The organism is Paracoccus kondratievae (assembly GCF_009301415.1).
Taxonomy (GTDB): domain Bacteria; phylum Pseudomonadota; class Alphaproteobacteria; order Rhodobacterales; family Rhodobacteraceae; genus Paracoccus; species Paracoccus kondratievae.
Map to the genome: position 1 here is coordinate 14,581 of NZ_CP045074.1, position 21,511 is coordinate 36,091.

Genomic DNA, 21,511 nt, shown 5'->3' on the forward strand with positions numbered 1-21,511 from the left:
CTTGTCCGGTTCAGTCTGGATTGCGGATAAACAGTCCGGCCTGCGCGGCACGGGCCATGCAGGCGGGCACATTGATTGTGCGGAAGGCATCGGGGATCAGTCGCACCCCGACCCGGTCGCCTTCGTCAAAGGTCAGCTCGCGCTCTCCGTCAAAGGCCAGGGTGCCGGCTTGGATCGAGGGCCGGTGCGTCTCACCCGGGGTCATCCGCGTGACCTCGGAAATGCCGACACGGTCGATCAGCCCCGGCGCAATCGGTGCCGTCAGTTGGCGTGGCGCGTCGGCCGACAGGCGGATGTGCCGCCCCTCGGGCGCATCGCGGTCCACCGGGTCGCAAAGCCCCGCGATGGCTGACATGCCGATCGCCTGCGGCAGGCCGAAAGTCACGAAGAGATCGCGGAAACCGGCGGTTTTCCAGATCGCGCGTGCGCCGGTATAGCGGTCCTCGACGACAGCGACATCGACAAGCGCGATCTCTCGCCGGGTGCCAAGCGTCACCTCAAGCCATTTGTTCGCCCTTAGCGCCACATCGCCCGGCACCTGTCCCGAGGCGAATAACCCGACTGCGAGGCCAGTGATCGTCGGCTCGCGCAGTTCGGGAAAGGCATTGTTGGTCCCGGTCGAGACCCCCGCCACAGGCACATCCCCGCAGGCGCCGACCACCACCCGGTTGGTGCCGTCGCCGCCCAGCACCACGATAGCCGCGACACCTTCCGCAGCCATCATCCGGGCGGCGCGGGCGCTATCCTCGGGCGTGGCGGTAACGGGCATGTCGAGATAGCGCAGGCGGGGGAAAACCCCCTGTCCAAGGCGCTGTTCGCGCTGGATGCTGCGTTCCAGATGAAAGCGGATGCCGCCATGTTCGGGCATGGCGACGACCTCATCAACGCCGGTTGCAGCCAGTCCGGCCATCATGCGCAGCACGATGTTGGCGCGATCGTTGATGGGCAGGTTCCCTGCATGAGAGATCACCCGCCGGATGTCACGGGCAGAAACCGGATTGGCGATGATGCCGACCTTGACCATGTTCGTCCTCCCTGCCCATCATGCAAGCAACGCCGGTGCCAAATTCGGCGGGCCAGTTTTGCTGGGATTTCCGTGGGCAGGTGTTGCAAGGCGGTGCAACACTGTGGCGCAACAGGTCGGGGCAGAAAGGGCAGGATGCAAAGTCAGGAACAGCGCCAGATCCGCGGCCTTGCGTTAAGCCAACAGATGCGGCTGTCGCTTGATTTGTTGCGCATGGACGGCGCGCGCCTGCGCCGCAGATTGCGGCTGGAGGCGGCGCGCAACCCTTGTCTTGAGCTGATCGAGGCGGCGGATGCACTGTCCCCCCGACAGGCGCTGACGGATCAGATCGGCCTGTTGCGCCTTTCCGGGGCGGATGCCGGGCTTGCCCGCGCTTTGGTCCATTGCCTTGATGATCACGGCTGGCTGGTTGATCCGCTGCCCGAAATTGCAGGCTGGCTGGATGTGCCGGATGCGCGGATCGAGGCGCTTTTGCCGGTATTGCAGGGGCTTGAGCCGCCCGGCGTCTTTGCCCGCGATCTGGCGGAAAGTCTGCGGTTGCAACTGCGGGCGCGCGGGCGACTGGACCCGATGATCGAGCGGCTGCTTGGGCGGCTGGACCTTGCCGCCGCAGGCGATCTGGCAGCAATTCAGGCCCATTGCGGATGCGATGGTGAGGATGCGGCAGGAATGCTTGCCGATCTGCGCGCCCTGTCGCCCTATCCGCTGGCTGAGGGCGCAGTCCCCGCTGCGCCGCCCGAGCTGGAGTGGACCCCCGACGGCGGTGTCCGACCGCTTGATGCCCCCGCCCTTGGCCTGCGTCCAGAGGGGAGGGCTGGGGACACGGCCCTGGCCTGCGCGCTGGTTTCAGCGTGTCAGGCACGGGGGGCAAGCCTGTTACGCATCGCCTCGGCCATGGCCGAGGTTCAGGCGGGATGGCTACGCGGAGAGGGGGCGTTACGGCCGCTGACCCTGTCTGATCTGGCCGCGCGGCTGGGGCTGGCAAAAAGCACGATCAGCAGGGCGGTCGCCGGGGTGGCCATGCGCAGTCCGCGCGGTACCGTGCCTTTGCGCAGGTTGCTTTTGGCACCTGCCAGCCCGCGAAACCCGGGCATTGGGCGCGAGGCGGCATTGGCGGCACTGCGCGGGCTGATCGCGGAATGGCCGGCAGGTCAGCGGATCTCGGACGCGGCGCTGACGCAGGCACTTATGGGGCAGGGCGTTACCTTGTCGCGTCGGACAGTGGCGAAATACCGGGCTGAACTGGGCGTTTCCGGCTGGGGGCGGGGCTAAAGCGTCAGCCCGGTCCGGGATGGCCGATCGGGCGCGACAGCAGGTGACCGCGTTCGGCCAGCCTCTGGGACAGAAAGCCGATCACCGCGCGCACCCATTGCGTGACCCGCATATCTCGATGACAGGTCAGCCAATAGGTACGCGTCAGCCGCACCTGATCGGGCAGCACGATCTGCAGCTCGGGGTATTTCGCTGCCACATACCAAGGCAGAATTCCGATGCCGAGCCCATTACGAACCGCCGACAGTTGGTTGAATATGCTGGAACTTTTAACGCTTGCCCGGATCGAGGGATGAACTTCGCCCAGATAGTCCAGGCCGGGGGCAAAGATCATCTCTTCGATATAGCCGATAAAGCGCATCTGGCGCAGATCTTCGGGGCTGTTGATTGGCGGCAGGCTTTTGAGATGTTCGCGAGTCGCGTAAAGGTGCAGCGTGTAATCGGCCAGCCGTTCGGACCGATAAGGGCCGCTTGTCACCGGGTCCAGCGTGATCGAGATATCCGCCTCGCGCCGCGATAGCGACAGCACCTGAGGCATGGCGATCAATTCGGGCGAGATCAGCGGAAAGCGGGCGATGAAATCGGGCAGAAGGTGCGTGGAAAACAGACTGCTGAACCCCTCGGGCATGGCCAGCCGCAGCGGACGGGGCTGACCGGGCGCGCTGCGCTGGTCCAGCGGGATCAGCCCTGCGGCCTCTTCCATGCGCTCGGCCGCCTCGATCAGGCGCTGACCCGCCGGGGTCGGCTCATAGCCGCGCGGATTGCGTTCGAACAGGCGGGTATTCAGTGCCTGTTCCAGCCGGTCGATGCGGCGCGAGACGGTAACATGCGAGGTTCCGAGCGAGCGTGCGGCGCGTGAGAGCTGTCCATCGCGTACCACCGCCAGAAAGAATTGCAGGTCATCCCAGCTCAGATTTGCCATTTGTTCATAAATGCACAGGTCCTGTAAGTAATTAAACCTCTCTGAACACTTGTGTCAAAACCGAATTCTCGGCATCGTTCTGTGCAAGAGGGCGGGGATGGAGTCGCCCTCGACTGTAATGGGACAGCATTCCCGGTTGAAGGGATGCGCCTTTGGGAGGAAATGATGCGTAAGTTTTTGCTGTCGACCGCCGCGGTCGGCCTTATTGCCGCGCCTGCCGTTGCCGAGGTTTCGGACGGCGTGGTCAAGATCGGGATCCTGAACGACCAGTCCGGGGTCTATGCCGACTTTGGCGGCAAATATTCCTATGAGGCCGCCAAGATGGCGGTCGAGGATTTCGGCGGCAAGGTGCTTGATGCCTCGATCGAGGTTGTCACCGCCGACCACCAGAACAAGCCCGACATCGCCTCGAACATTGCGCGCCAGTGGTATGATACCGAAAAGGTCGATGCGATCATGGAGCTGACGACCTCTTCGGTCGGTCTGGCGGTGCAGGCGCTGAGCCAGGAAAAGAAAAAGATCACCATCAACACCGGCGCAGCCACGACCGAGCTGACTGGCCCGCAATGTACCCCCTATGGTTTCCACTGGGCCTATGACACCCATGCGCTGGCCGTCGGCACCGGCGGTGCGCTGGTGAAGGCGGGCGGGGACAGCTGGTTCTTTCTGACCGCCGACTATGCCTTTGGCTATTCGCTGGAAGAGCAGACCGGCAATTTCGTCAAATCGCAGGGCGGCACGGTCGTCGGTGCGGTGCGTCACCCGCTGGCGACGACGGATTACTCGTCCTTCCTGTTGCAGGCGCAGTCCTCGGGTGCCAAGGTCATCGGCCTTGCGAATGCCGGTATGGACACCCAGAACGCCATCAAACAGGCGGCTGAATTCGGCATCACTGCGGGCGGTCAGCGCCTTGCCGCGCTGCTGTTCACGCTGGCCGAGGTTCATGGCATCGGGCTGGACGCCGCGCAGGGGCTGACCCTGACCGAAAGCTTTTACTGGAACCGCACTCCGGAATCGCGCGAATTCGGTGAACGCTTCAAAGAGCGTACCGGCGTCATGCCGAACATGGTTCACGCCGGCACCTATTCGGCCGTGACCCAGTACCTGAAGGCGATCCAGGAAGCTGGTACCGACGAAACCGGGGCGGTCGCCGCCAAGCTGCACGAAATGCCGGTGAACGACGTCTTTGCCCAGAACGGCAAGGTCGGGCCGAACGGGCGGCTGATCAAGGACGTCTACCTGATGGAGGTCAAGGCGCCGGGCGATGTGAAAGAGGACTGGGATTACTATAACGTCCTTGCCACTATCCCGGGGGACGAGGCTTTCCTTAATCCCGCCGAAAGCGGCTGTCCGCTGGTCAAGTGATGGCATTGTCTGTGGCAACGCAGGCCGGGCCGCGGGTGGTTCTTTCCGCCCGTGGCCTTGGCAAGGATTTCTCGGGTTTCACGGCGGTGAATGGCGTCGATCTTGATGTCCATCACAGCCGTATCCACGCCCTGATCGGGCCGAACGGGGCAGGCAAGACGACAGTCTTCAACCTGCTGACCAAGTTCCTGCAACCGACGCGGGGGCAGATCACATTGCTTGGTCAGGACATCACCCATACCCGCCCCGACAAGGTGGCGCGGATGGGGCTGGTCCGCTCGTTCCAGATCTCGGCAATCTTTCCGCATCTGACCGTGCGTGAAAACGTCAAGGTTGCGCTGCAACGCCCGGCAGGGCTGGCGACGCAGTTCTGGCTGCCGCTATCCTCGCTTGACCGGCTTGATGCGCGCGCCGATGAACTGATCGAAAAGCTGGGCCTGTCGCGCTGGCGCGATTATCGGGCGGCGGATCTGTCCTATGGCCGCAAGCGCGTGCTTGAAATCGCGACGACGCTGGCGCTTGACCCCGCCGTCCTGCTGCTGGACGAGCCGATGGCCGGCATGGGGCAAGAGGACGTCGCCATGGTCGCCGATATCATCCGCGACGTTGCCAGCGAACGCGCCGTGCTGATGGTCGAACACAACCTCAGCGTCGTGGCCGATATCTGTCACCACGTCACCGTGCTGCAACGGGGCGAGATCATTGCGACGGGCGATTACGCCACCGTCTCGGCCGATCCGCGCGTGCGCACCGCCTATATGGGGTCCGAAGCATGAGCGCGCCGCTTCTGAACGTTGGCGACCTGCAGGCCTGGTATGGCGAAAGCCATGTCCTGCACGGCGTGAACATGACCGTCGCCGAGGGCGAGACGGTCTGCATTCTTGGCCGTAACGGCATGGGCAAGACCACCACCCTGCGCACGATCATGGGGATCTTGCGCAAACGGACCGGGCGCATCGAATTTGCCGGCCGCGACATGATGGGGGTGCCCCTGCATCACACGGCCCGCGCCGGGCTGGGCTTTGTCCCCGAAGAACGCGGCATCTTTGCCAGCCTCTCGGTCGAGGAAAACCTGATGCTGCCCCCCAAAGTGGCCGAAGGCGGCATGTCGGTCGATGAGATCTACGAGCTTTTCCCGAACCTGCGCGAAAGGCGCAACAGTCAGGGCACCAAGCTGTCGGGGGGTGAGCAACAGATGCTGGCCATGGCGCGCATCCTGCGCACCGGCGCGCGCTGCCTGCTGCTGGACGAGCCGACCGAGGGCCTTGCCCCGGTCATCATCGACGCCATTGGCGAGGTGCTGAAAAAACTCAAGAGCCGGGGCATGACCGTGGTGCTGGTCGAGCAGAACTTTCGCTTTGCCGCCAAGGTCGCCGACCGTTTCTATCTGATGGACCACGGCCGGATGACGGCGGAATTCCCGGTCGCCGGGCTGCCGGCGCAGATGGACATGCTGCATCGGGAACTGGGGGTATGACATGACCATGATCTTTGGCGTGCCCGTGCAGGCCCTGATGGGGCAGTTGCTGGTCGGGTTGATCAACGGCAGCTTCTATGCGCTTCTTTCGCTGGGGCTGGCGGTGATCTTTGGCCTTTTGCGGGTCATCAACTTTGCCCATGGCGCGCAATACATGCTGGGCGCCTTTGTCGCGCTGCTGCTGTTGACGGTGGGCGGTATCAACTACTGGCTGGCGCTGATCCTTGCGCCGCTGATCGTCGGGCTGTTCGCGGCGCTGGTGGAAAAGACCATGCTGTCGCGGCTTTACCGGCTTGATCCGCTGTACGGGCTGCTTTTCACCTTTGGCCTTGCGCTGGCGATCGAGGGGACCTTCCGCTGGTTCTTTGGTGCCTCGGGCAAGCCCTATGCGCCGCCGTCGCAACTGACCGGAGCGGTGAACCTTGGCTTCATGTTCCTGCCCGTCTATCGCGGCTGGGTGGTCATCGCCTCGCTGGCCGTCTGTCTTGGGGTATGGCTGCTGATCGAGCGGACCCGGCTGGGCGCCTATCTGCGCGCAGCGACGGAAAACCCGGTGCTGGTGCAGGCATTTGGCGTGAACGTGCCGCTGCTTTTGACGCTGACATATGCGCTTGGCGCGGGGCTTGCGGGCTTTGCCGGGGTGCTGGCAGCGCCTGTCTATCAGGTCTCGCCGCTCATGGGGTCAAACCTCATCATCATCGTCTTTGCCGTAGTGGTGGTCGGCGGCATGGGTTCGATCCTGGGCGCCATCGTCACCGGCTATCTTCTGGGCGTGGTCGAGGGGCTGACCAAGGTCTTTTACCCCGAAGCCTCGAATATCGTGATCTTTGTCATCATGGCTATCGTGCTGATCCTGCGGCCTGCGGGCCTTTTCGGAAAGGATGCCTGAAATGGCCGCTAAATCCGAACCCATCGCGACCGAACAGGTCGCAGCCCACCCCCGCGCCGGGCAGGTGCGGCTGGTGCTGCTGGTGATCGCGCTGGCCGCCCTTTTGGCGGCGCCGCTGTTTCTTTATCCGATCTTCCTGATGAAGCTGCTGGCCTTTGCGCTGTTCGCCTCGGCGTTCAACCTGCTCCTGGGCTATACCGGGCTTTTGTCCTTTGGCCACGCGGCCTTTTTCGGGGGCGCCGCCTATTTCACCGCCCATGCGGTCAAGGTCTGGGGCTGGTCGCCCGAGGCGGGCATCCTGCTGGGCGTGCTTGGCGCGGCGGCGCTGGGGCTGGTGATGGGCGCCATCGCCATCCGCCGTCAGGGGATCTATTTCGCCATGATCACGCTGGCGCTGTCGCAGATGTTCTTTTTCTTCTGCCTGCAAGCGCCCTTTACCCATGGCGAGGACGGGATCCAGTCGGTGCCGCGCGGCCATCTGTTCGGCGTCATCGACCTGAACCAGCCGCTGAACATGTATTACTTTGTCCTTGCGGTCTTTGTGATCGGGCTGCTGATCATCTGGCGCTTTGTGAACTCGCCCTTTGGCATGATCCTGAAGTCGATCCGCGAGAATGAAAGCCGCGCGATCTCGCTTGGCTATTCGGTCCAGCACTACAAGCTTGGCGCCTTTGTCATGTCGGCGGCGCTGGCGGGGCTTGCGGGTGGGGTCAAGGCGCTGATCTTTCAGTTCGCCACGCTGACCGATGTGACATGGCAGATGTCGGGCGAGGTGATCCTGATGACGCTTTTGGGCGGTATCGGCACGCTGTTTGGGCCGATTGTCGGCTCGGGGCTGGTGGTGACGCTGCAAAACGTGCTCGCCACGTCGGATTTCCCGGTCACCATCATCACCGGGCTGGTCTTTATGGTCTGCGTGCTTTTGTTCCGCAGGGGCATCGTGGGCGAGTTCTGCGCCACGAAACTTGGCAAGATGCTCGGCTTCCGAACCGAAAATTGACGGCAAGGCCCGCGCCGATGCGGGGGTCAGGCATGGAGTATCCGATGGAAAGCTACGACTATATCGTGATCGGCGCGGGCAGCGCCGGTTGCGTGCTGGCCAATCGCCTTAGCGCCGACCCACGTAACCGGGTGCTGCTGCTTGAGGCAGGGGGGCGCGACAATTACCACTGGATCCATATCCCGGTGGGCTATCTGTACTGCATCGGCAATCCGCGCACCGACTGGGGGTTTCGCACCCAGCCCGAGCCGGGGCTGAACGGGCGGGCGCTGCTATATCCGCGCGGGCGGGTGCTGGGCGGCTGTTCGTCGATCAACGGCATGATCTACATGCGCGGGCAGGCGGCCGATTACGACCATTGGCGCCAGCTTGGCTGCGCCGGCTGGGGCTGGGACGATGTCCTGCCGCTGTTCAAGGCGCAAGAGGATCATTATCGCGGTGGCGACGAGATGCATGGCGCGGGCGGTGAACTGCGGATCGAGACGGCACGGGTTCGCTGGGCGGTGCTTGACGCCTTTATGGAGGCGGCCGAACAGGCAGGCATCCCTCACACCGAGGATTTCAACCGCGGCAATAATGAGGGCGGCGGCTATTTCGACGTGACCCAGCGCAAAGGTTGGCGGTGGAGTGCGGCCAAGGCCTTCCTGCGTCCGGTACGCAACCGCCCGAACCTGCGCATCCTGACCGGGGCCGAGGTCGAAAAGCTTGTGATCGAGGCGGGAGAGGTCTCCGGAGTTCTCTTTCACCATCAGGGCCAGCGGCGCGAGGTCCGTGCGGCGCGTGAAACGGTGCTGGCGGCGGGGGCCATCGGCTCGGTCCAGATCCTTGAACATTCCGGTGTCGGGCGCGGCGATGTCTTGCAAGCCGCCGGGATCGACACGCAGATCGAGGTTCCGGCTTTGGGTGAGAACCTGCAGGACCACCTGCAATTGCGCATGGTCTATAAGGTGCAAGGCGTGCCGACGCTGAACGAAAAGGCCTCGCATCTGTTGGGCAAGGCGGCGATCGGGCTGGAATACCTGCTGAAACGCTCGGGGCCGATGTCTATGGCGCCCAGCCAGCTGGGCATCTTTACCCGTTCGGGGCCTGACAAGGCGACCCCGGATCTGGAATTCCACGTCCAGCCCGTCAGCCTCGACAAGTTCGGGGACCCGGTGCATCCATTCCCGGCCATGACCGCATCGGTCTGCAACCTGCGGCCCGAAAGCCGGGGATCGGTCCATGTCACCGGGCCGGATTTCCGCGCCCATCCAGCAATCCAGCCGAATTATCTGGCGACCGAGGGCGACCGCGAGGTGGCAATGCGTGCCATCCGCCTGACCCGTAACATTGCCTCGCAACCAGCCTTCAGCCGCTACGGGGCCGAGGAATATCTGCCCGGCTCCGCCCTGCAAAGCGATGAGGATCTGATCAAGGCTGCGGGCGATATCGGCACGACGATCTTTCACCCGGTCGGCACCTGCCGCATGGGCCCGGACGACGCGGCTGTGGTTGATCCGCGTCTGCGGATGCGGGGGCTTGGACGGTTGCGTGTCGCCGATGCCTCGATCATGCCGACGATCACCAGCGGCAATACCAACGCTCCGGTGATGATGATCGCGGAAAAGGCGGCGCAGATGATGCTTGAGGATGCACGGGCCTGACGGCCAGCTTTGACTTTTCGTGCGACCCGCCCATATGTTTGGACAGGGGTTGGTTATGCGAAAGGCAAGACCATGCTCAGGACCATCTTCCTGTCACTGTCTCTGACGCTTGTGGCGCCGGGTGTCATTGCCGCACCGGTCGCGCCCGACCCGGGGCGCGTCGCCGTCACCTACATAACGCCCGAGCGGTTCCGCGACCGCGAATTTCACCGTGAACGCAGCCGGACCTCGGCCTTGGCAGAGTTCGACCGCTGGTTCGCCGAGCTTGGCACCCGCTACCTGCCGCCCGGTCAAAGCCTTGTGATCGAGATACTCGACATCGACCTTGCCGGTGAGTTCGAGCCTTGGCGCACGGGGTTCGGTGATGTGCGCTTTTTGCGCGACGTGACCCCGCCACGCATCCATTTGCGCTATCGGCTGATGCAGGATGGTGTGACCATCCGGACGGGCGAAGAGCGGCTGACCGACATGAATTATCTGTCGGACCCGCGCGGCCATAACAGCAGCAGGCGCTTTGTCTATGACAAGCTGCTGCTACAGGACTGGTTTCGCAAAAGCTTTGCCACCCCGCAACGCCGGAACGGGTCCGATCTCGCCGGTTGAGACGGGACCGGACCCCGGGGGCGATCAGCGCGCCTCGTTCAGGATGCGGATCTGGGTGAACTCGGCCAGCCCTTCCTCAGCGAATTCGACACCGAGGCCTGATTGCTTGGCCCCGCCAAAGGGGATGTTTGGCCCGAAATCCAGATGTTTGTTGACCCAGACAGTGCCGCTTTCGATGCGTTCGGCGATGCTGCGCGCCAGATCGCGATCCTCGCCCCAGACCGAGCCGCCGAGGCCAAGCTCAAGCCGGTTCGCGCTTGCCACCGCCGATTCCACATCGTCAAAGCGGATCACCGGCAGGATCGGGCCGAACTGTTCCTCATCGACGATCTGGTCACCGTCCCTGACGTCGGCAACGATGGTCGGGCGGATAAAATAGCCCGGCCCCTCGGGCAGGGTACCCCCGGCGATGATGCGGCCATCAGCGCGCGCCGAGTCAAGGAAGCCTTTGACCTTTTCATATTGCATGCGGTTTTGCAGCGGGCCGATGGTGGTGCCTTGCTCAAGCCCGTCTCCGACCACGGCGGCCTCGGCCAGTTCGGCCAGACGCGCGCAGACCTCTTCGTAGACAGAGTCGTGGACATAGGCGCGCTTGATCGCCAGACAGACCTGACCGGCATTCATAAACGCCCCTGCGAACAGACCCGGTGCGACCTTGGCAGGGTCGGCACCCGGCAGCACGATAGCCGCGTCATTGCCACCCAGCTCAAGGGTCAGCCGCTTGATGGTCGAGGCGGCGCTGGCCATGATCTTTTGTCCCGTCGCGGTCGAGCCGGTGAACGAGATCTTGGCCACATCGGGGTGGGTGGTCAGCGCCGGGCCAAGGTCGTTCTGATCGGTGATGATATTGACGACGCCTGCGGGCAGGACCTCGGCCATGATCTCGCCCAGTTTCAGCGTTGTCAGTGGCGTCGTCGGGGCAGGTTTTACGACCAGGGTATTGCCAGCCAGCAGCGCCAGCGGCAGCTTGAAGGCCACGATCAGCACAGGGAAATTCCACGGGATGATCGCACCGACGACGCCCAGAGGCTTGCGGAACTGGCGCACCAGGCGGCTGTCGTTATCCTCGATCACCTTTACCGGCAGGTCATAGCCTGCCAGATGGCGGATGAAGGCGCAGGTGTACAGGATCTCGGCCTGCGCCTCGGGCAAGGGCTTGCCCTGTTCCTGTGTCAGCAGCCGGGCAAAGGCATCGGCCTGCGCCTCCAGCCGGTCGGCAATGGTCAGGATCAGGGCGCGGCGTTCCCCGATCGGCCGGGCGGCCCAGCCGGGAAAGGCGGCCTTGGCCGCCGAGACCGCCGCGTCAAGCTGTGCCTGCGAGGCACGCGGCGCCTCGGCCAGAACCTGTTCATTGGCGGGGTTGATGACCGGCATGGTCATGTCACCCTTGACCAGCTTGCCGTCGATCAGCAGTCGGTATTCCGTCATGTCTTCCTCCCAGAAGCGTTGCGATACTCTGGGACAGGGGGGCCAGGCGATTCTTGCCATATCCGGCCAATCCGCGCCCCGCAGGCGGGTTTGCGTGAAATCTGGCCGGAAATGCCAAATCGACCTTTCCGCGAAAATCCGGTGAAAGCGACAGTTTCTTAACGGTTTTCTGGCAACTTAGGGGCTTATGGGCCTGATTAACGGTCGCGTTGGGGATCGCCAGCTTGATGTGCTACAGTTTGTCGCAACAGGGAAATAGCCGGGGCAAGGCGCGAAACAGCACCAGCCGGCGCAGCCACGGGAAATGCCATGCAGATGTCATGGATTCGCGGAGCCATCGCATCAATGCTGCTGGGGGGCGAGGCCGAGCCCGTTCAGGCGGCGCCCGATCCCCAGATGCCGCTGGAAAACTTTGTCAGCCGTCTGGAACAGGATCGCGCCTCCAGTCCCGACGGGCTTTACTGGTGGCGTCTGGGCGAAAGGGTCGACCTGGGCAGCCTTGGCATTCTGGGCAGTGCGGTCGCGGCCCGCCGCACCCTTGGTGAGGCGTTGCGCAGCTTTGCCCGGGGCTTTCCCTTGCTGCAATCAAACAGTGACGTCTCGTTCGAGGTGAACGGGGATGAGGCGCAGATCTGCTACCGTGTTCTTGATCCGCGTATCTGGCCGCGCCGCGGCGACAGTGAACTGACGCTTGGTCTGATCCGCGGCATCTGCGACCGCTATGGCGTCCCCCGCGAGGCGATCCGGGATCTATGCTTTGAACATGCGCCGGACCGCGATCCACGTACGCTTGCCCGCTATCTGGGCCGAACCCCCCGCTTTGGCGAGGATGAGAACCGGATCATCTTTTCGGCCCGTGTGCTGGGCAACGTGCCGCGCTTTCCGCCCCAGGAAGACGCAGCAGTGATGGCCCGCCACATGGAGGGGGCCTTGCTGGATCTGCGCCGCCAGACCCCGGTTGTGCAAAGGGTGCATCAGCTGATCCTTGGCCGGATGGATCGCGGTATGGTCAATCAGCGACAGGTCGCTGCCGAACTGGGCATGTCCGAGCGTTCGCTGCGGCGGGCGCTGGCGGCCGAGGGGCAGCCGTTCCACCAGATCCTTGAAGAATGCCGCCGCATCCATGGCTTTGCATTGGTGGTGCGCAGTGAGCGGCTGTTTGGCGAGATCGCCTTGCAGCTTGGCTATTCTGATCAGACCGCCTTTTCACGGGCATTTTCGCGCTGGTATGGCGTCTCGCCGCGTGAGATCAGAAAGATGGGGGCCGAGGAAACCAGCGTGATCCGCTGATCGAACTCTCCCTCGCGCGCTGGTCCGCTATGGGCGATAAAGATGCGCGTGGTTTTGTTATGCCGCGCCTCGATCGCGGCAAGGATACGCCTGCAGGCAGCATCGTCGATCTCGGAAAAAGCTTCGTCAAAGATCAGGATATCGGCCGGCCGCAAAAGGGCGCGGGCGATGGCGATGCGCTGGCGCAACCCGCCCGAAAGATCGGCCCCGGTTTCGGCAATCGGGGTGGCCAGCCCCAGCCTTTCCTGTGCCCAGCTGGTCAGATCCGCATCTGCCAGCGCCCGCCACAGCGCCTGATCGTCGGCATCCGGCACGGCAAGGCGCAGGTTCTGCGCCAGTGTGCCGCGTAAAATCGCCGGACGCTGCGCCAGATGGGTGATGCGGGCGCAAAGGGCTCCGGGGCGCAGATGGCTGACCGTAGCCCCTGAAAGAAGGGCATAGCCCTCGGCCAGCGGTGCGTCGCGGGTCAGCGTGGCCATGAGGCGAGATTTACCGATGCCTGATGGACCGTCCAGCAGCACGCGCTGACCGGGCAGGATTTCGGCGGTTACCGGATAATGGGCCGCGCCTTCGGCACGGGCATCGCGCAAGGTGATGGTCAGGGGCCCCGGTGGTGGTGCGGCACCCGTGTCGGGGCGGGCAGAGCTGATCACCGCACTCAACCGGTCGGCTGCGACCCTTGCGCGGGCTTGCGCGTGATAAAGGCCCAGCAGGTTGCGTAGCGGCCCCGACATCATCCCGGCATAGGCGAGAAACGCGACCAGAGTGCCGATCTGCCAGTTGCCGCGCACCACCTGCCAGCCACCGGCCAGCAGGATCGTACCGCGCAAAAGCGCGGTGATGGTCTGGCTGACGGCACCCACGGTTTCGGACCACAGACGCTGGCGGGTCAGCGCGGCGATCTGTTCCTGCTGCGCCATGCCAAAGCTCTTTTCACGCTGATCCAGCGCATTGAGGCCGCGCAGCGTCGCCCGTGCCGCCAGCGTCTCGGCCATCTGTGTGGAGAGTGCGCCGCGCTGGTTGCGCACCATCTCGGCCAATGTGCGGGTCCGGGGGCGGGCGCGGGACAGAAACCACAGCTCGAATGGTGCGGCGAGCAGCGGCAGCATCGCCATGCGCCAATCCAGCGCGATCATCAGGCCCAGCCCCCCGGCCAGACGGAACAGCGCCCCGACAGCGACCAATCCGGTGTCAAAGGCAAAGCTTTGAATTTCTGCGCAATCTCCGTCCAGCCGCGCCATCGCCTCGCCCAAGGGCAACTCGGCACGGGCGGGATCGCGGGCAAGGGCTGCCGAGAACATGCGCCCGCGCAGGTGGGCCAGCATATGGGCCGAGGCACGCAGATGCAGCATGGAATTTGCTATCCCAAAGCCCACCGCACCCAGACCCAGCGCAAAGGAAAGACCGGCCCAGAAAATCAGTGCCTGCATGTCCCGGGCCATGATTCCGGCGTCGATCACCTGCCGGGTCAGCATCGGCATTGCCAGCCCAAGGGCGGCCGCCAGCAGTGATGCCAACAGCACGACCATCCCCAAGGGCAGCGCCCGCGCCATGACGGGGGCGAGCCAGCCAGCCGCCTCGGCGCCAAAGATCATCCGGGCAAGGCGGGCGGCAAGCCTATCCATGATTACGTCTTTGCTCTGGACCGTGATGGATGGCGCGTGCGGCCAGCGCGGCGGTGGCCTTTGCCCCGTCCAGCCGTCCGGTTTCGGCCATGATTGCCGCCAGATGCCCCGCGACGCGGGCCGCGCCAAGGCTTGCGCCACCCATGCCGGGCGGGGCGTGTTCAGGTGAATTGCACCATGCGCCGAACAGTGCAGGCCCCAGTTGCGACAGATCCCTCCATTCGCAGCGCGCGTCCCCGGTTGCGGCAATGACCCCCGGATAGGCGGCGGGATAACATGGTGCGCCCCGGGCCGGGTAGGCAGCGACAAGGACCCCGCCCGAGGTGACCAGTGCCTCGCAGGCCAGACGCAGCGGGGTGCGGTCGGCGGCAAGGCCCAGGCTCATGCAGATCACCTCGGGGCGGGCGTCGCCCATGGCGGCAAACCAGCGCAGTGCTGCGGCGACGCGGAATGCGCTGGTCACGGGGCGGTCGTCGAAGACCTGTGCATGAATAATCGCCGTGCCCGGACAGGCGCGGCGGATCATTGCGGCGACGGCGGTGCCGTGGCCCAGCCGGTCAGGCCGGGCCGCGATGGCCGAGCCGTCAGCCATAAAGGCGCGGGCATCACCCAGGCGATCTTTGGGGCCGGGGCCGCTGTCGATCACCCCCACCCGCAGCATTTCAGTCGTCCCGCGTGAAAAGCCGCACCGAGGCCAGCGACATCGAGGCATTGCCGGGCAGGTCGATCTGGCCCTTTTTCTCCAGCGTGTCGGCGTCATAGGCCGCCAGATCGCCAAGCGCGCCGCCAAGCCAGACCGTCTTGCCATCGGTCGAGACGTTCACCGAGTAATAGCTGTGCGGCAGGGCTACCCGCCGTAGCGAGACGTTCTTTTCCAGATCAAAGCTTTCAAGGACGTTATAGGTGCCAAAGGCGCGGTTCCTGGCCGGATTCACAGCGGTCGAGAAATAGAACACGTCCATGATACGCACCTCGCGCATCGCCATCTCACCGGTTTCAAGGTCCATGGTCAAAAGGCCGGTGCGATAGGCGCTGGGGTCGGAGGGGTCGATATCCTTGCGCGCGGTGTAGAAAGGCGTCGCCATCACGCCCGAGCTTTCATGCTGGTTCCAGACGGCAAGCACGTCGGGCTGGGTATAGCTTTCCGGCTCCCACCCCTGGATCGGCAGGCTTTCGACAAGCTTTCCGGCCTCGGGGTCCATGACATGCATGTCGCGGCCAAGACCGTACAGTTTTGAACCGTCGCGGGCCCAGGCCAGCATGGTGATCTGGCGCGGGGCCTCAAAAGCCTTGCGCCGCTCCAGCGTTTCCGCATCATATAGCGCGACGCGGGTAGGCTGGACCTCGAAATGTGTCAGCTCTAGCCGGACCGGGCTTTCGTAAATGGCAAGCGTACTTCCGTCAGGGGAAAGCGCCGCACCAAAAAGGCTTTTCACCCGCTCTTCCGGCGTTGACAGGTCGATGCGGCCCAATGTTTCACCGGTCGTCAGGTCGATCTTGACCAGACTTTCAGACTTGTTGATCGTCGCATAGGCGATCCGACCGCCCGGCGCGACCATTGGCACCATGGGTGTCGGGCCGGCGTCCTTGATGGTGATGACCTTTTCCACCGCCATCTTTTCGGTATCGACCACGACCAGCTTGTCGGGTCGCGCCGGGGCCAGGATATAGTCATGCGCCAGGGCCGGCCAGGACATAAGCGCGGCGGCAGAGGCAAGAGACAGCAGCGTTTTGCGCATCACGACGAACCTTTCGTTTCCGGGAACACCGATTGCAGCTTGCGCCAGTCCTGCATCACGTCATCGGCGCCCGCGCTCCAGTTCGGATAGGTGTTCAGCGTGTCGGCAACCTGTGCGGGCCACCAGCAGGGGTCGGCGCAGCCGTAAAGGTCGGCCTCCATCGGCTGGCAAAGGTTCGAGACCGCGCCAAAGGCGTCGATCTCCCATCCCGGGTCGAATGAGGTGGTACAGCCGACAAGCGAGTTCATCGCCACAACCTCCTCTTCGCGGCCTTCGGCCTCGGCTTCGACAAAGGCTTTCGCCTTGGCGTTGGCAGGTGTCAGATGTTTCATTGAAGAACCTCCCTTGCTGGGCCGGACCGGGTGATCCGGGGCTCTAGCTGGCTGCGAAAGAATGACGGGTTGGCCTGCATGATGCGGACATAGGATTCGATGCCGAAATCGACCCAGTCCCGCATCAGGTCGCAATAGTGCCAGACCGGGGCAAATGGATCGCCCTGGCGGGCATAGCTTTCATGGTAGCACCCGCCCGCGCAGATCGAGCGGATGCGGCAGGTCTTGCAGCCATAGGCGCTGCGATCCTGCGCGGTCTCGATGAACTGGCCCAGCCGGGGGATGTCGATGCCGGTTTCCACATTGCCGTAGGTCGGCTGGTTTGAACCGACGAAGCGATGGCAAAGATGCAGCTCTCCGTCCTTGTCCACGGCAAGCATGCCAAGCCCTGCCCCGCAGGGTACGGCCTTTTTTGTGCCCTGCGCGATATCGGTCAGCAGCTGATGCATGTTGGAAAAGCCGATATTCTCGCCCTTGCAGGCGGCCTCGACATAGCGGCGGCCAAGAGTTTTCATATCCTCGAAAGCACGTTTCAGCGCCTCGGCATCAAGGTTGAAGACCGCGATCGGTCCAGATGTTGCAGGGCCAAAGCCGACCTCGTGAAAGCCCAGATCGTTCTTCAGATGGTCATGGATGCCGGTCACATCGGTGACGCCCCGGGTCAGCGTCACCCGCACCCCCACCGGACGCGAGCGATAGCGTGACAAAAGCATACGCACATTGCGTGCCACCAGGTCATAGGTGCCCTTGCCACCCACCGTCTTGCGGTTGGCGTCATGCAGGGCCTTGGGGCCGTCCATGCTGACCGTCAGGGCAAAGCGGTGGGCGTCGAACCAGTCGACCAGTTCGGGCGTCAGCAGGGTGGCATTGGTGGTCAGCGAGAAATCGACCGTCTTGCCAAGCTTGGCCGCGCGAGGTTCGGCATAGGCGACCACTTCGCGGATCAGCGGCATGTTTGACAAAGGCTCGCCGCCGAAAAACACCACATTCACCCGGTCACGGGCATGGGCCTGTTTCAGCAACAGTTCGAAACTGGCCCTTGCCGTCTCAAAGCCCATTTTCTGGCCCTTGGCCGGGGTGGTCAGATCCTCTTTGTAGCAATATGTGCAGGCAAGGTTGCAGCCGGTGTTGACGTTCAGGATGATGGTCGAAAGTGGAATTTCTTCGACCTTCACCACCGGCCGCGGGGTCTCGGCTGCGTCGGCATCGCGCAGGATATCCAGCGCGAGAAAGCTTTGCAGGCATTCCGACAGGGTTTCGGGGTCGTGATGCGGGCCAAGCTCGGCCCGCATCAGTTCGGCATCGACAGCGCGCGCGCGGCGGAACAGGTCATAGACATCGCGCGCCACGGCATCGAGTTCGAACAGGCTGGTCGTCGGCACATGCATCAGCATGGCATGGCCATCGACATCGACCCGATGGGCGTTGTGAGTGATGAGGGTCAGCGCTCCCATGGCGTCACCGGATCGGAGCGTCAACGAAACGCTGGACCGTGGCGTAGAGATGCGCCTCGGCGCTTAGCGGGCCGGTTTCGGTTTCGACAGTGGCGATGACCTTGAGGTTGCCGGCGTTGTTGGTCTGCATCGGCCGCTCGGGGTTCGGGCCGGCATCGGCCGGTGTGAACAGGCCGGTATCGCTGATCGAGCCAGCGAATTTCGCGTCCTGCATCTTTTCGGCCTCGGCATCGAAATCGACGGTCGCCCAACTGGCCGGGAAGGCACCCAGGGGGATGTCATCCCCGGTGTCAGGCTGACCATCGGGGCCGTTCAGCCAGCCCAAGGCCTCGAATTGTGCGGGAACCTTGGGGATTGGGCCGCCATTGCCGCCGATACGGGCGATGGTCGTCTCGGGCGTGATCGAGATGCGGTCGGGCCGGTCATAGGCGACCAGATCCACCTTTTGCTCGCCCAGCTTGATGCTGATGGGGCCGGGTGCGCCGCTTGCGGTCAGCTTCAGCACCGCGACGCCATCCGCCGCACTTTCGACGCTGCCGGTCACGCCTTCGGGCAGGGTCAGCGCCTCGCCAAGTCCCGTGCCCGCGACGCGGACCAGCGTTTCTTCACCGATCTTCAGCCGTGCGGGTGCTGCCGCCAGAACCAGCGGCGAGGCGTCGGCCCTGACCGCCTCCAGCCGCCCGCCGATCACGTCACTGTCGGCATGATACCAGCGACCCGAGAAATGTCCGTTCTCGAAGGCAAGGACCTGACGGATGGCGGTTTTGCCATCGCTCAGCGTGGCACGCCATTCGCCAGCGCCAAGGATGCGACCGGTGCCGGTAAAGCTTTGGCTGCTATCGGCAAAGTCGAGGGTCATGGTTACCTCGTAATCCTCGCCTGCCTTTTTCAGCACCAGCCGTCCGGTATAGTCGCCGCGCCCCGGCTGCCGTCCGGCAAGCACATAATCGCCCGAGGCATCTCCGGTGAACGGGGCAGGAGCCTTGCCCAGCGGATAATGCTCGGCAAGGAAAGGGATGATCTCGGCCTGTGCGATGCCCCACCAGTCGCGGTCGCGCGCCAACGCCTGATATTCCAGCGTCGGGAACTGGCCGAGGTGGAAGTTGACGAGATGCTTCCAGTCCTCGGGCGTGCGGCGTTGCAGGGCGACCCGGGCATAGGAATGGCAGCGCCCGCAGGTCTGGGTCATCTGCGTATCCGGGCCTTCGTCCCAGGCCACCGGCTCACGCTCAAGGATATAGCGGCGCTCAGCGGTTTCGGTCAGCGACAGGCCGCGCGTGTCCGACAGGTGGCGCACGATCGCCGTGCGCTCTTCCGGGGTCAGCGCGACACCGTGATTGCGCATCATGCGGGTCACGGTCATGTCCCAGCCCTCGGGCGTCTTGCGGGCGGCGTCGATGCGTTCCCAGCGGCCGTCCTCATTCTGGACATGGCAGGCGGCGCAAGCGTTCTGCATCACCTCCTCACCCGTGACCGCAAGGGCGGGTGCGGCGGCAAACATAGCTGCGCAAGAGAGCAACGCGCTGCGGGTCGATGGCTTCATCTGGCGGTTTCCTCTGGCTGGCCGGGCGGGGCCCGATTGCTTTGCCGTTGAGAAAAGCGCGAGGGCGGGCAGCATTCTTGTCATTCCCGGCCAAAGGCGCGGCGCATCGTCGCGGCGGGGGATTTTGGCCGCAAATGTCAGGTATCGCTGCCCTGTACCGCCCCAGACTGCCCATTATCGCAGCGGCAAGGGGACAGGGATGGTTTGCCGGACCGATCTGATCGTGCTGGGAGGTGGACCGGCGGGCGCTGTCTCGGCCTGGCTTGCGGCGCGGGACGGGCTAAGCGTCCTGCTGATCGACCCCGACCGCCAGACCCCGCGCGTCGAGGGGCTAAGCCCGCGTCTGCACCACTGGCTTGCCACGCAGGGGTTGCTTGAGGGGTTTACGGCCATCCGCGGTCCGCTTCGCCGTCAGGTGGACTGGGCCGGGATCAGCGAGAGCAATTCTGAACATGTGGTGCTGCGCGGTGCGCTGGACGCGCATCTGCGCCGGATGGCCGTGACCGAGGGCGTGCGGCTGATCGTGGCCAGTGGTCGTCCCGCGCCGGGCGGGGTCGAGCTTTCGGACGGCACGCATATTGCCGCGCCCATGGTGATCGACGCCCGCGGCCGCAAGGCCCCCGCGGCGGGGACCAGCGGTCCGGCGACCATCGCGCTTAGCGGCTGGGTCAAGGCAAAGGCGGTGGCGCCGGGCGTTCGGCTGACTGCGGTCGCCCAAGGCTGGCTCTGGCGTGTGGCGCTGCCCGATGGTCGGATATGGGCCCAGGCACTGCTGGATGCGGTGGGTAAGGGCAGCCCTGCTGACCGGCTGCACGGCATCATTTCCAAGGCCGAGCCGGTACTTGCCGCCGCCCCCCTGGGTCAGGTTCTGGCGCGCGAGGCTGCACTACGTCTGCCCGCCCCGCTTGCGGATATGTCACTTCTGCGGGTCGGTGATGCTCTTGCCGCGATGGACCCGCTGTCAGGTCACGGCCAGTTCTGGGCGGTTTCAAGTGCGCTTGCCGTTGCCGCCGTACGCCGGACCCTTGCCGCGCATCCCGGTTCCGGACAGCTTTGCCGTCGTTTCCTCGACAGCCGCGCCCGGGAAACGGCGCTGCATCAGGCCCGCATCGGCCGTGATTTTCTGCGCGCTGAGACCCGCTTTCAGGATGCACCCTTCTGGACTGCTCGTCGGGCTTTTCCCGACGACGAACCTGCCTCGGATGTTCCCCAATGTCCCGCCATCATCAACGCCATCGTGGTCGAAAACGGTCTTCTTACGGAACGCGAGGTGCTGCGTACGGTGCGGGCGCCCTCTGGGATCGGCTGGTTTGGCTCTGTTCCCGCGCCCGAGGTCTGGCGACTCTGGCAGCAGGGCGGGGCCGAGGCGCTGGCTGCGCGCTGGGGCGTCGCCGCCCCGGCGCTTGCGCGGCGCCTGCTGGACGAAATCGCCCCGCATGACACCACCCGCGCCTCGGCCTGAAGGGTTAGGGCGTCTGCCTCACCGGTCGCTGTCCGGCTTCACCCCGCCCAGCGCCGGCAGGGCGGGCGAAACGGGGACGAAAGGCGGGACGAGGGACGTCGAATGAGGTGCGGCAAAACGGACAGCGACCGGCGGCGGCACGCGGCACGTTCCGCCCGCATTGCGGACAAACCGCAGGCAGGAATGAGCGAAGCATGTCGGAACCTTTATAATTCGAGGTGAACGGAAAAGACTGGCTGTCCCCGGTCGCCCGCCCGATCAGGGCATATACTGCGACCGGGGCAAACCAAGCGCCGTCACAACCCGAATTTCTTTGGCATGGCAGCTGTAACGCTTCACGCTGCTCCCCCTCTGGAAAAACATCCTCCGACGGCGGTCACCGTCATTTTTACAGATGGGGCCGGGACGGTGCCTTTCAACCCCGTGCCATGCGCGACAAACGG

At 64.3% G+C, this 21,511-nt stretch carries 19 protein-coding genes; 10 read left to right on the forward strand and 9 right to left on the reverse strand.

Features of this window, described 5'->3' with window-relative positions:
* Window positions 1–10: 10 nt before the first annotated feature.
* Window positions 11–1,024, reverse strand: a complete 1,014-nt coding sequence (locus F8A10_RS18900; RefSeq protein ID WP_010395479.1) for an ATP-NAD kinase family protein — start codon at window positions 1,022–1,024, stop codon at window positions 11–13.
* Between the two features lie 135 nt (window positions 1,025–1,159).
* Between F8A10_RS18900 and F8A10_RS18905 the strand changes: the two genes are divergently transcribed.
* Window positions 1,160–2,296, forward strand: a complete 1,137-nt coding sequence (locus F8A10_RS18905) for an RNA polymerase factor sigma-54 (RefSeq protein WP_152368197.1) — start codon at window positions 1,160–1,162, stop codon at window positions 2,294–2,296.
* A gap of 4 nt (window positions 2,297–2,300) precedes the next feature.
* On the opposite strand, the gene F8A10_RS18910 is transcribed toward F8A10_RS18905, so the two are convergent.
* The gene (locus F8A10_RS18910) at window positions 2,301–3,218 is read right to left on the reverse strand and encodes a LysR family transcriptional regulator (protein ID WP_010395477.1); all 918 of its coding nucleotides are present in this window, start codon (window positions 3,216–3,218) and stop codon (window positions 2,301–2,303) included.
* A gap of 165 nt (window positions 3,219–3,383) precedes the next feature.
* On the opposite strand from F8A10_RS18910, the gene F8A10_RS18915 reads away from it, so the two are divergent.
* From F8A10_RS18915 to F8A10_RS18945, 7 genes are all read left to right on the forward strand, one after another.
* Window positions 3,384–4,583 carry an ABC transporter substrate-binding protein gene (locus F8A10_RS18915; protein WP_085502369.1) on the forward strand — a complete coding sequence of 400 codons (1,200 nt, stop codon included), beginning with the start codon at window positions 3,384–3,386 and terminating at the stop codon, window positions 4,581–4,583.
* Window positions 4,583–5,359 (forward strand): ABC transporter ATP-binding protein, encoded by a 777-nt coding sequence (locus tag F8A10_RS18920; RefSeq protein WP_152368198.1) that lies wholly within the window; start codon window positions 4,583–4,585, stop codon window positions 5,357–5,359. Before F8A10_RS18915 ends, F8A10_RS18920 begins: the two co-directional genes overlap by 1 nt.
* Window positions 5,356–6,060: an ABC transporter ATP-binding protein gene (locus F8A10_RS18925; RefSeq protein WP_152368199.1), complete on the forward strand. Its 705-nt coding sequence runs from the start codon at window positions 5,356–5,358 to the stop codon at window positions 6,058–6,060. Before F8A10_RS18920 ends, F8A10_RS18925 begins: the two co-directional genes overlap by 4 nt.
* A gap of 1 nt (window position 6,061) precedes the next feature.
* Entirely contained in the window at window positions 6,062–6,949 is an 888-nt protein-coding gene (locus tag F8A10_RS18930; protein WP_010395473.1) for a branched-chain amino acid ABC transporter permease, read from the forward strand.
* Window position 6,950: 1 nt separating this feature from the next.
* On the forward strand, window positions 6,951–7,949 hold the full coding sequence (locus tag F8A10_RS18935; RefSeq protein WP_085502320.1) for a branched-chain amino acid ABC transporter permease: 999 nt from the start codon (window positions 6,951–6,953) through the stop codon (window positions 7,947–7,949).
* Between the two features lie 44 nt (window positions 7,950–7,993).
* Window positions 7,994–9,592, forward strand: a complete 1,599-nt coding sequence (locus F8A10_RS18940) for a GMC family oxidoreductase (RefSeq protein ID WP_152368409.1) — start codon at window positions 7,994–7,996, stop codon at window positions 9,590–9,592.
* A gap of 72 nt (window positions 9,593–9,664) precedes the next feature.
* A complete protein-coding gene (locus F8A10_RS18945) occupies window positions 9,665–10,195 on the forward strand; it encodes a DUF3016 domain-containing protein (RefSeq protein ID WP_138918317.1) in 531 nt (176 codons plus the stop codon).
* A gap of 24 nt (window positions 10,196–10,219) precedes the next feature.
* Here F8A10_RS18945 and F8A10_RS18950 read toward each other — a convergent pair whose 3' ends face one another.
* Entirely contained in the window at window positions 10,220–11,623 is a 1,404-nt protein-coding gene (locus F8A10_RS18950) for an aldehyde dehydrogenase family protein (protein WP_010395468.1), read from the reverse strand.
* A 309-nt stretch (window positions 11,624–11,932) separates the two neighbouring features.
* Here F8A10_RS18950 and qhpR point away from each other — a divergent pair, with 309 nt between their 5' ends.
* On the forward strand, window positions 11,933–12,913 hold the full coding sequence (gene qhpR / locus F8A10_RS18955; protein WP_085502324.1) for an AraC-like transcriptional regulator QhpR: 981 nt from the start codon (window positions 11,933–11,935) through the stop codon (window positions 12,911–12,913).
* Here qhpR and F8A10_RS18960 read toward each other — a convergent pair.
* The 6 genes from F8A10_RS18960 to peaA are packed head-to-tail and all read right to left on the reverse strand — an operon-like array spanning window position 12,817 to window position 19,606.
* Window positions 12,817–14,538, reverse strand: coding sequence for an ABC transporter ATP-binding protein (locus tag F8A10_RS18960; RefSeq protein WP_152368200.1), 1,722 nt, complete (start codon window positions 14,536–14,538; stop codon window positions 12,817–12,819). The two genes, qhpR and F8A10_RS18960, sit on opposite strands and share 97 nt — an antisense overlap.
* Entirely contained in the window at window positions 14,531–15,199 is a 669-nt protein-coding gene (qhpE, locus tag F8A10_RS18965) for a subtilisin-like serine protease QhpE (protein ID WP_152368201.1), read from the reverse strand. Before qhpE ends, F8A10_RS18960 begins: the two co-directional genes overlap by 8 nt.
* Before the next feature lies 1 nt (window position 15,200).
* A complete protein-coding gene (gene peaD / locus F8A10_RS18970; protein WP_152368202.1) occupies window positions 15,201–16,277 on the reverse strand; it encodes a quinohemoprotein amine dehydrogenase subunit beta in 1,077 nt (358 codons plus the stop codon).
* Window positions 16,277–16,609: a quinohemoprotein amine dehydrogenase subunit gamma QhpC gene (qhpC, locus tag F8A10_RS18975; protein WP_010395461.1), complete on the reverse strand. Its 333-nt coding sequence runs from the start codon at window positions 16,607–16,609 to the stop codon at window positions 16,277–16,279. Before qhpC ends, peaD begins: the two co-directional genes overlap by 1 nt.
* Complete coding sequence (gene qhpD, locus F8A10_RS18980) at window positions 16,606–18,063, reverse strand: quinohemoprotein amine dehydrogenase maturation protein QhpD (RefSeq protein WP_152368203.1); 1,458 nt, start codon at window positions 18,061–18,063, stop codon at window positions 16,606–16,608. The genes qhpC and qhpD overlap by 4 nt, the downstream gene beginning before the upstream one ends.
* Window positions 18,064–18,067: 4 nt before the next feature.
* Window positions 18,068–19,606 (reverse strand): quinohemoprotein amine dehydrogenase subunit alpha, encoded by a 1,539-nt coding sequence (gene peaA, locus F8A10_RS18985; RefSeq protein WP_152368204.1) that lies wholly within the window; start codon window positions 19,604–19,606, stop codon window positions 18,068–18,070.
* A gap of 199 nt (window positions 19,607–19,805) precedes the next feature.
* Here peaA and qhpG point away from each other — a divergent pair, with 199 nt between their 5' ends.
* Window positions 19,806–21,068, forward strand: a complete 1,263-nt coding sequence (gene qhpG / locus F8A10_RS18990) for a flavin-dependent monooxygenase QhpG (protein WP_010395455.1) — start codon at window positions 19,806–19,808, stop codon at window positions 21,066–21,068.
* The last annotated feature ends 443 nt before the right edge of the window (window positions 21,069–21,511 follow it).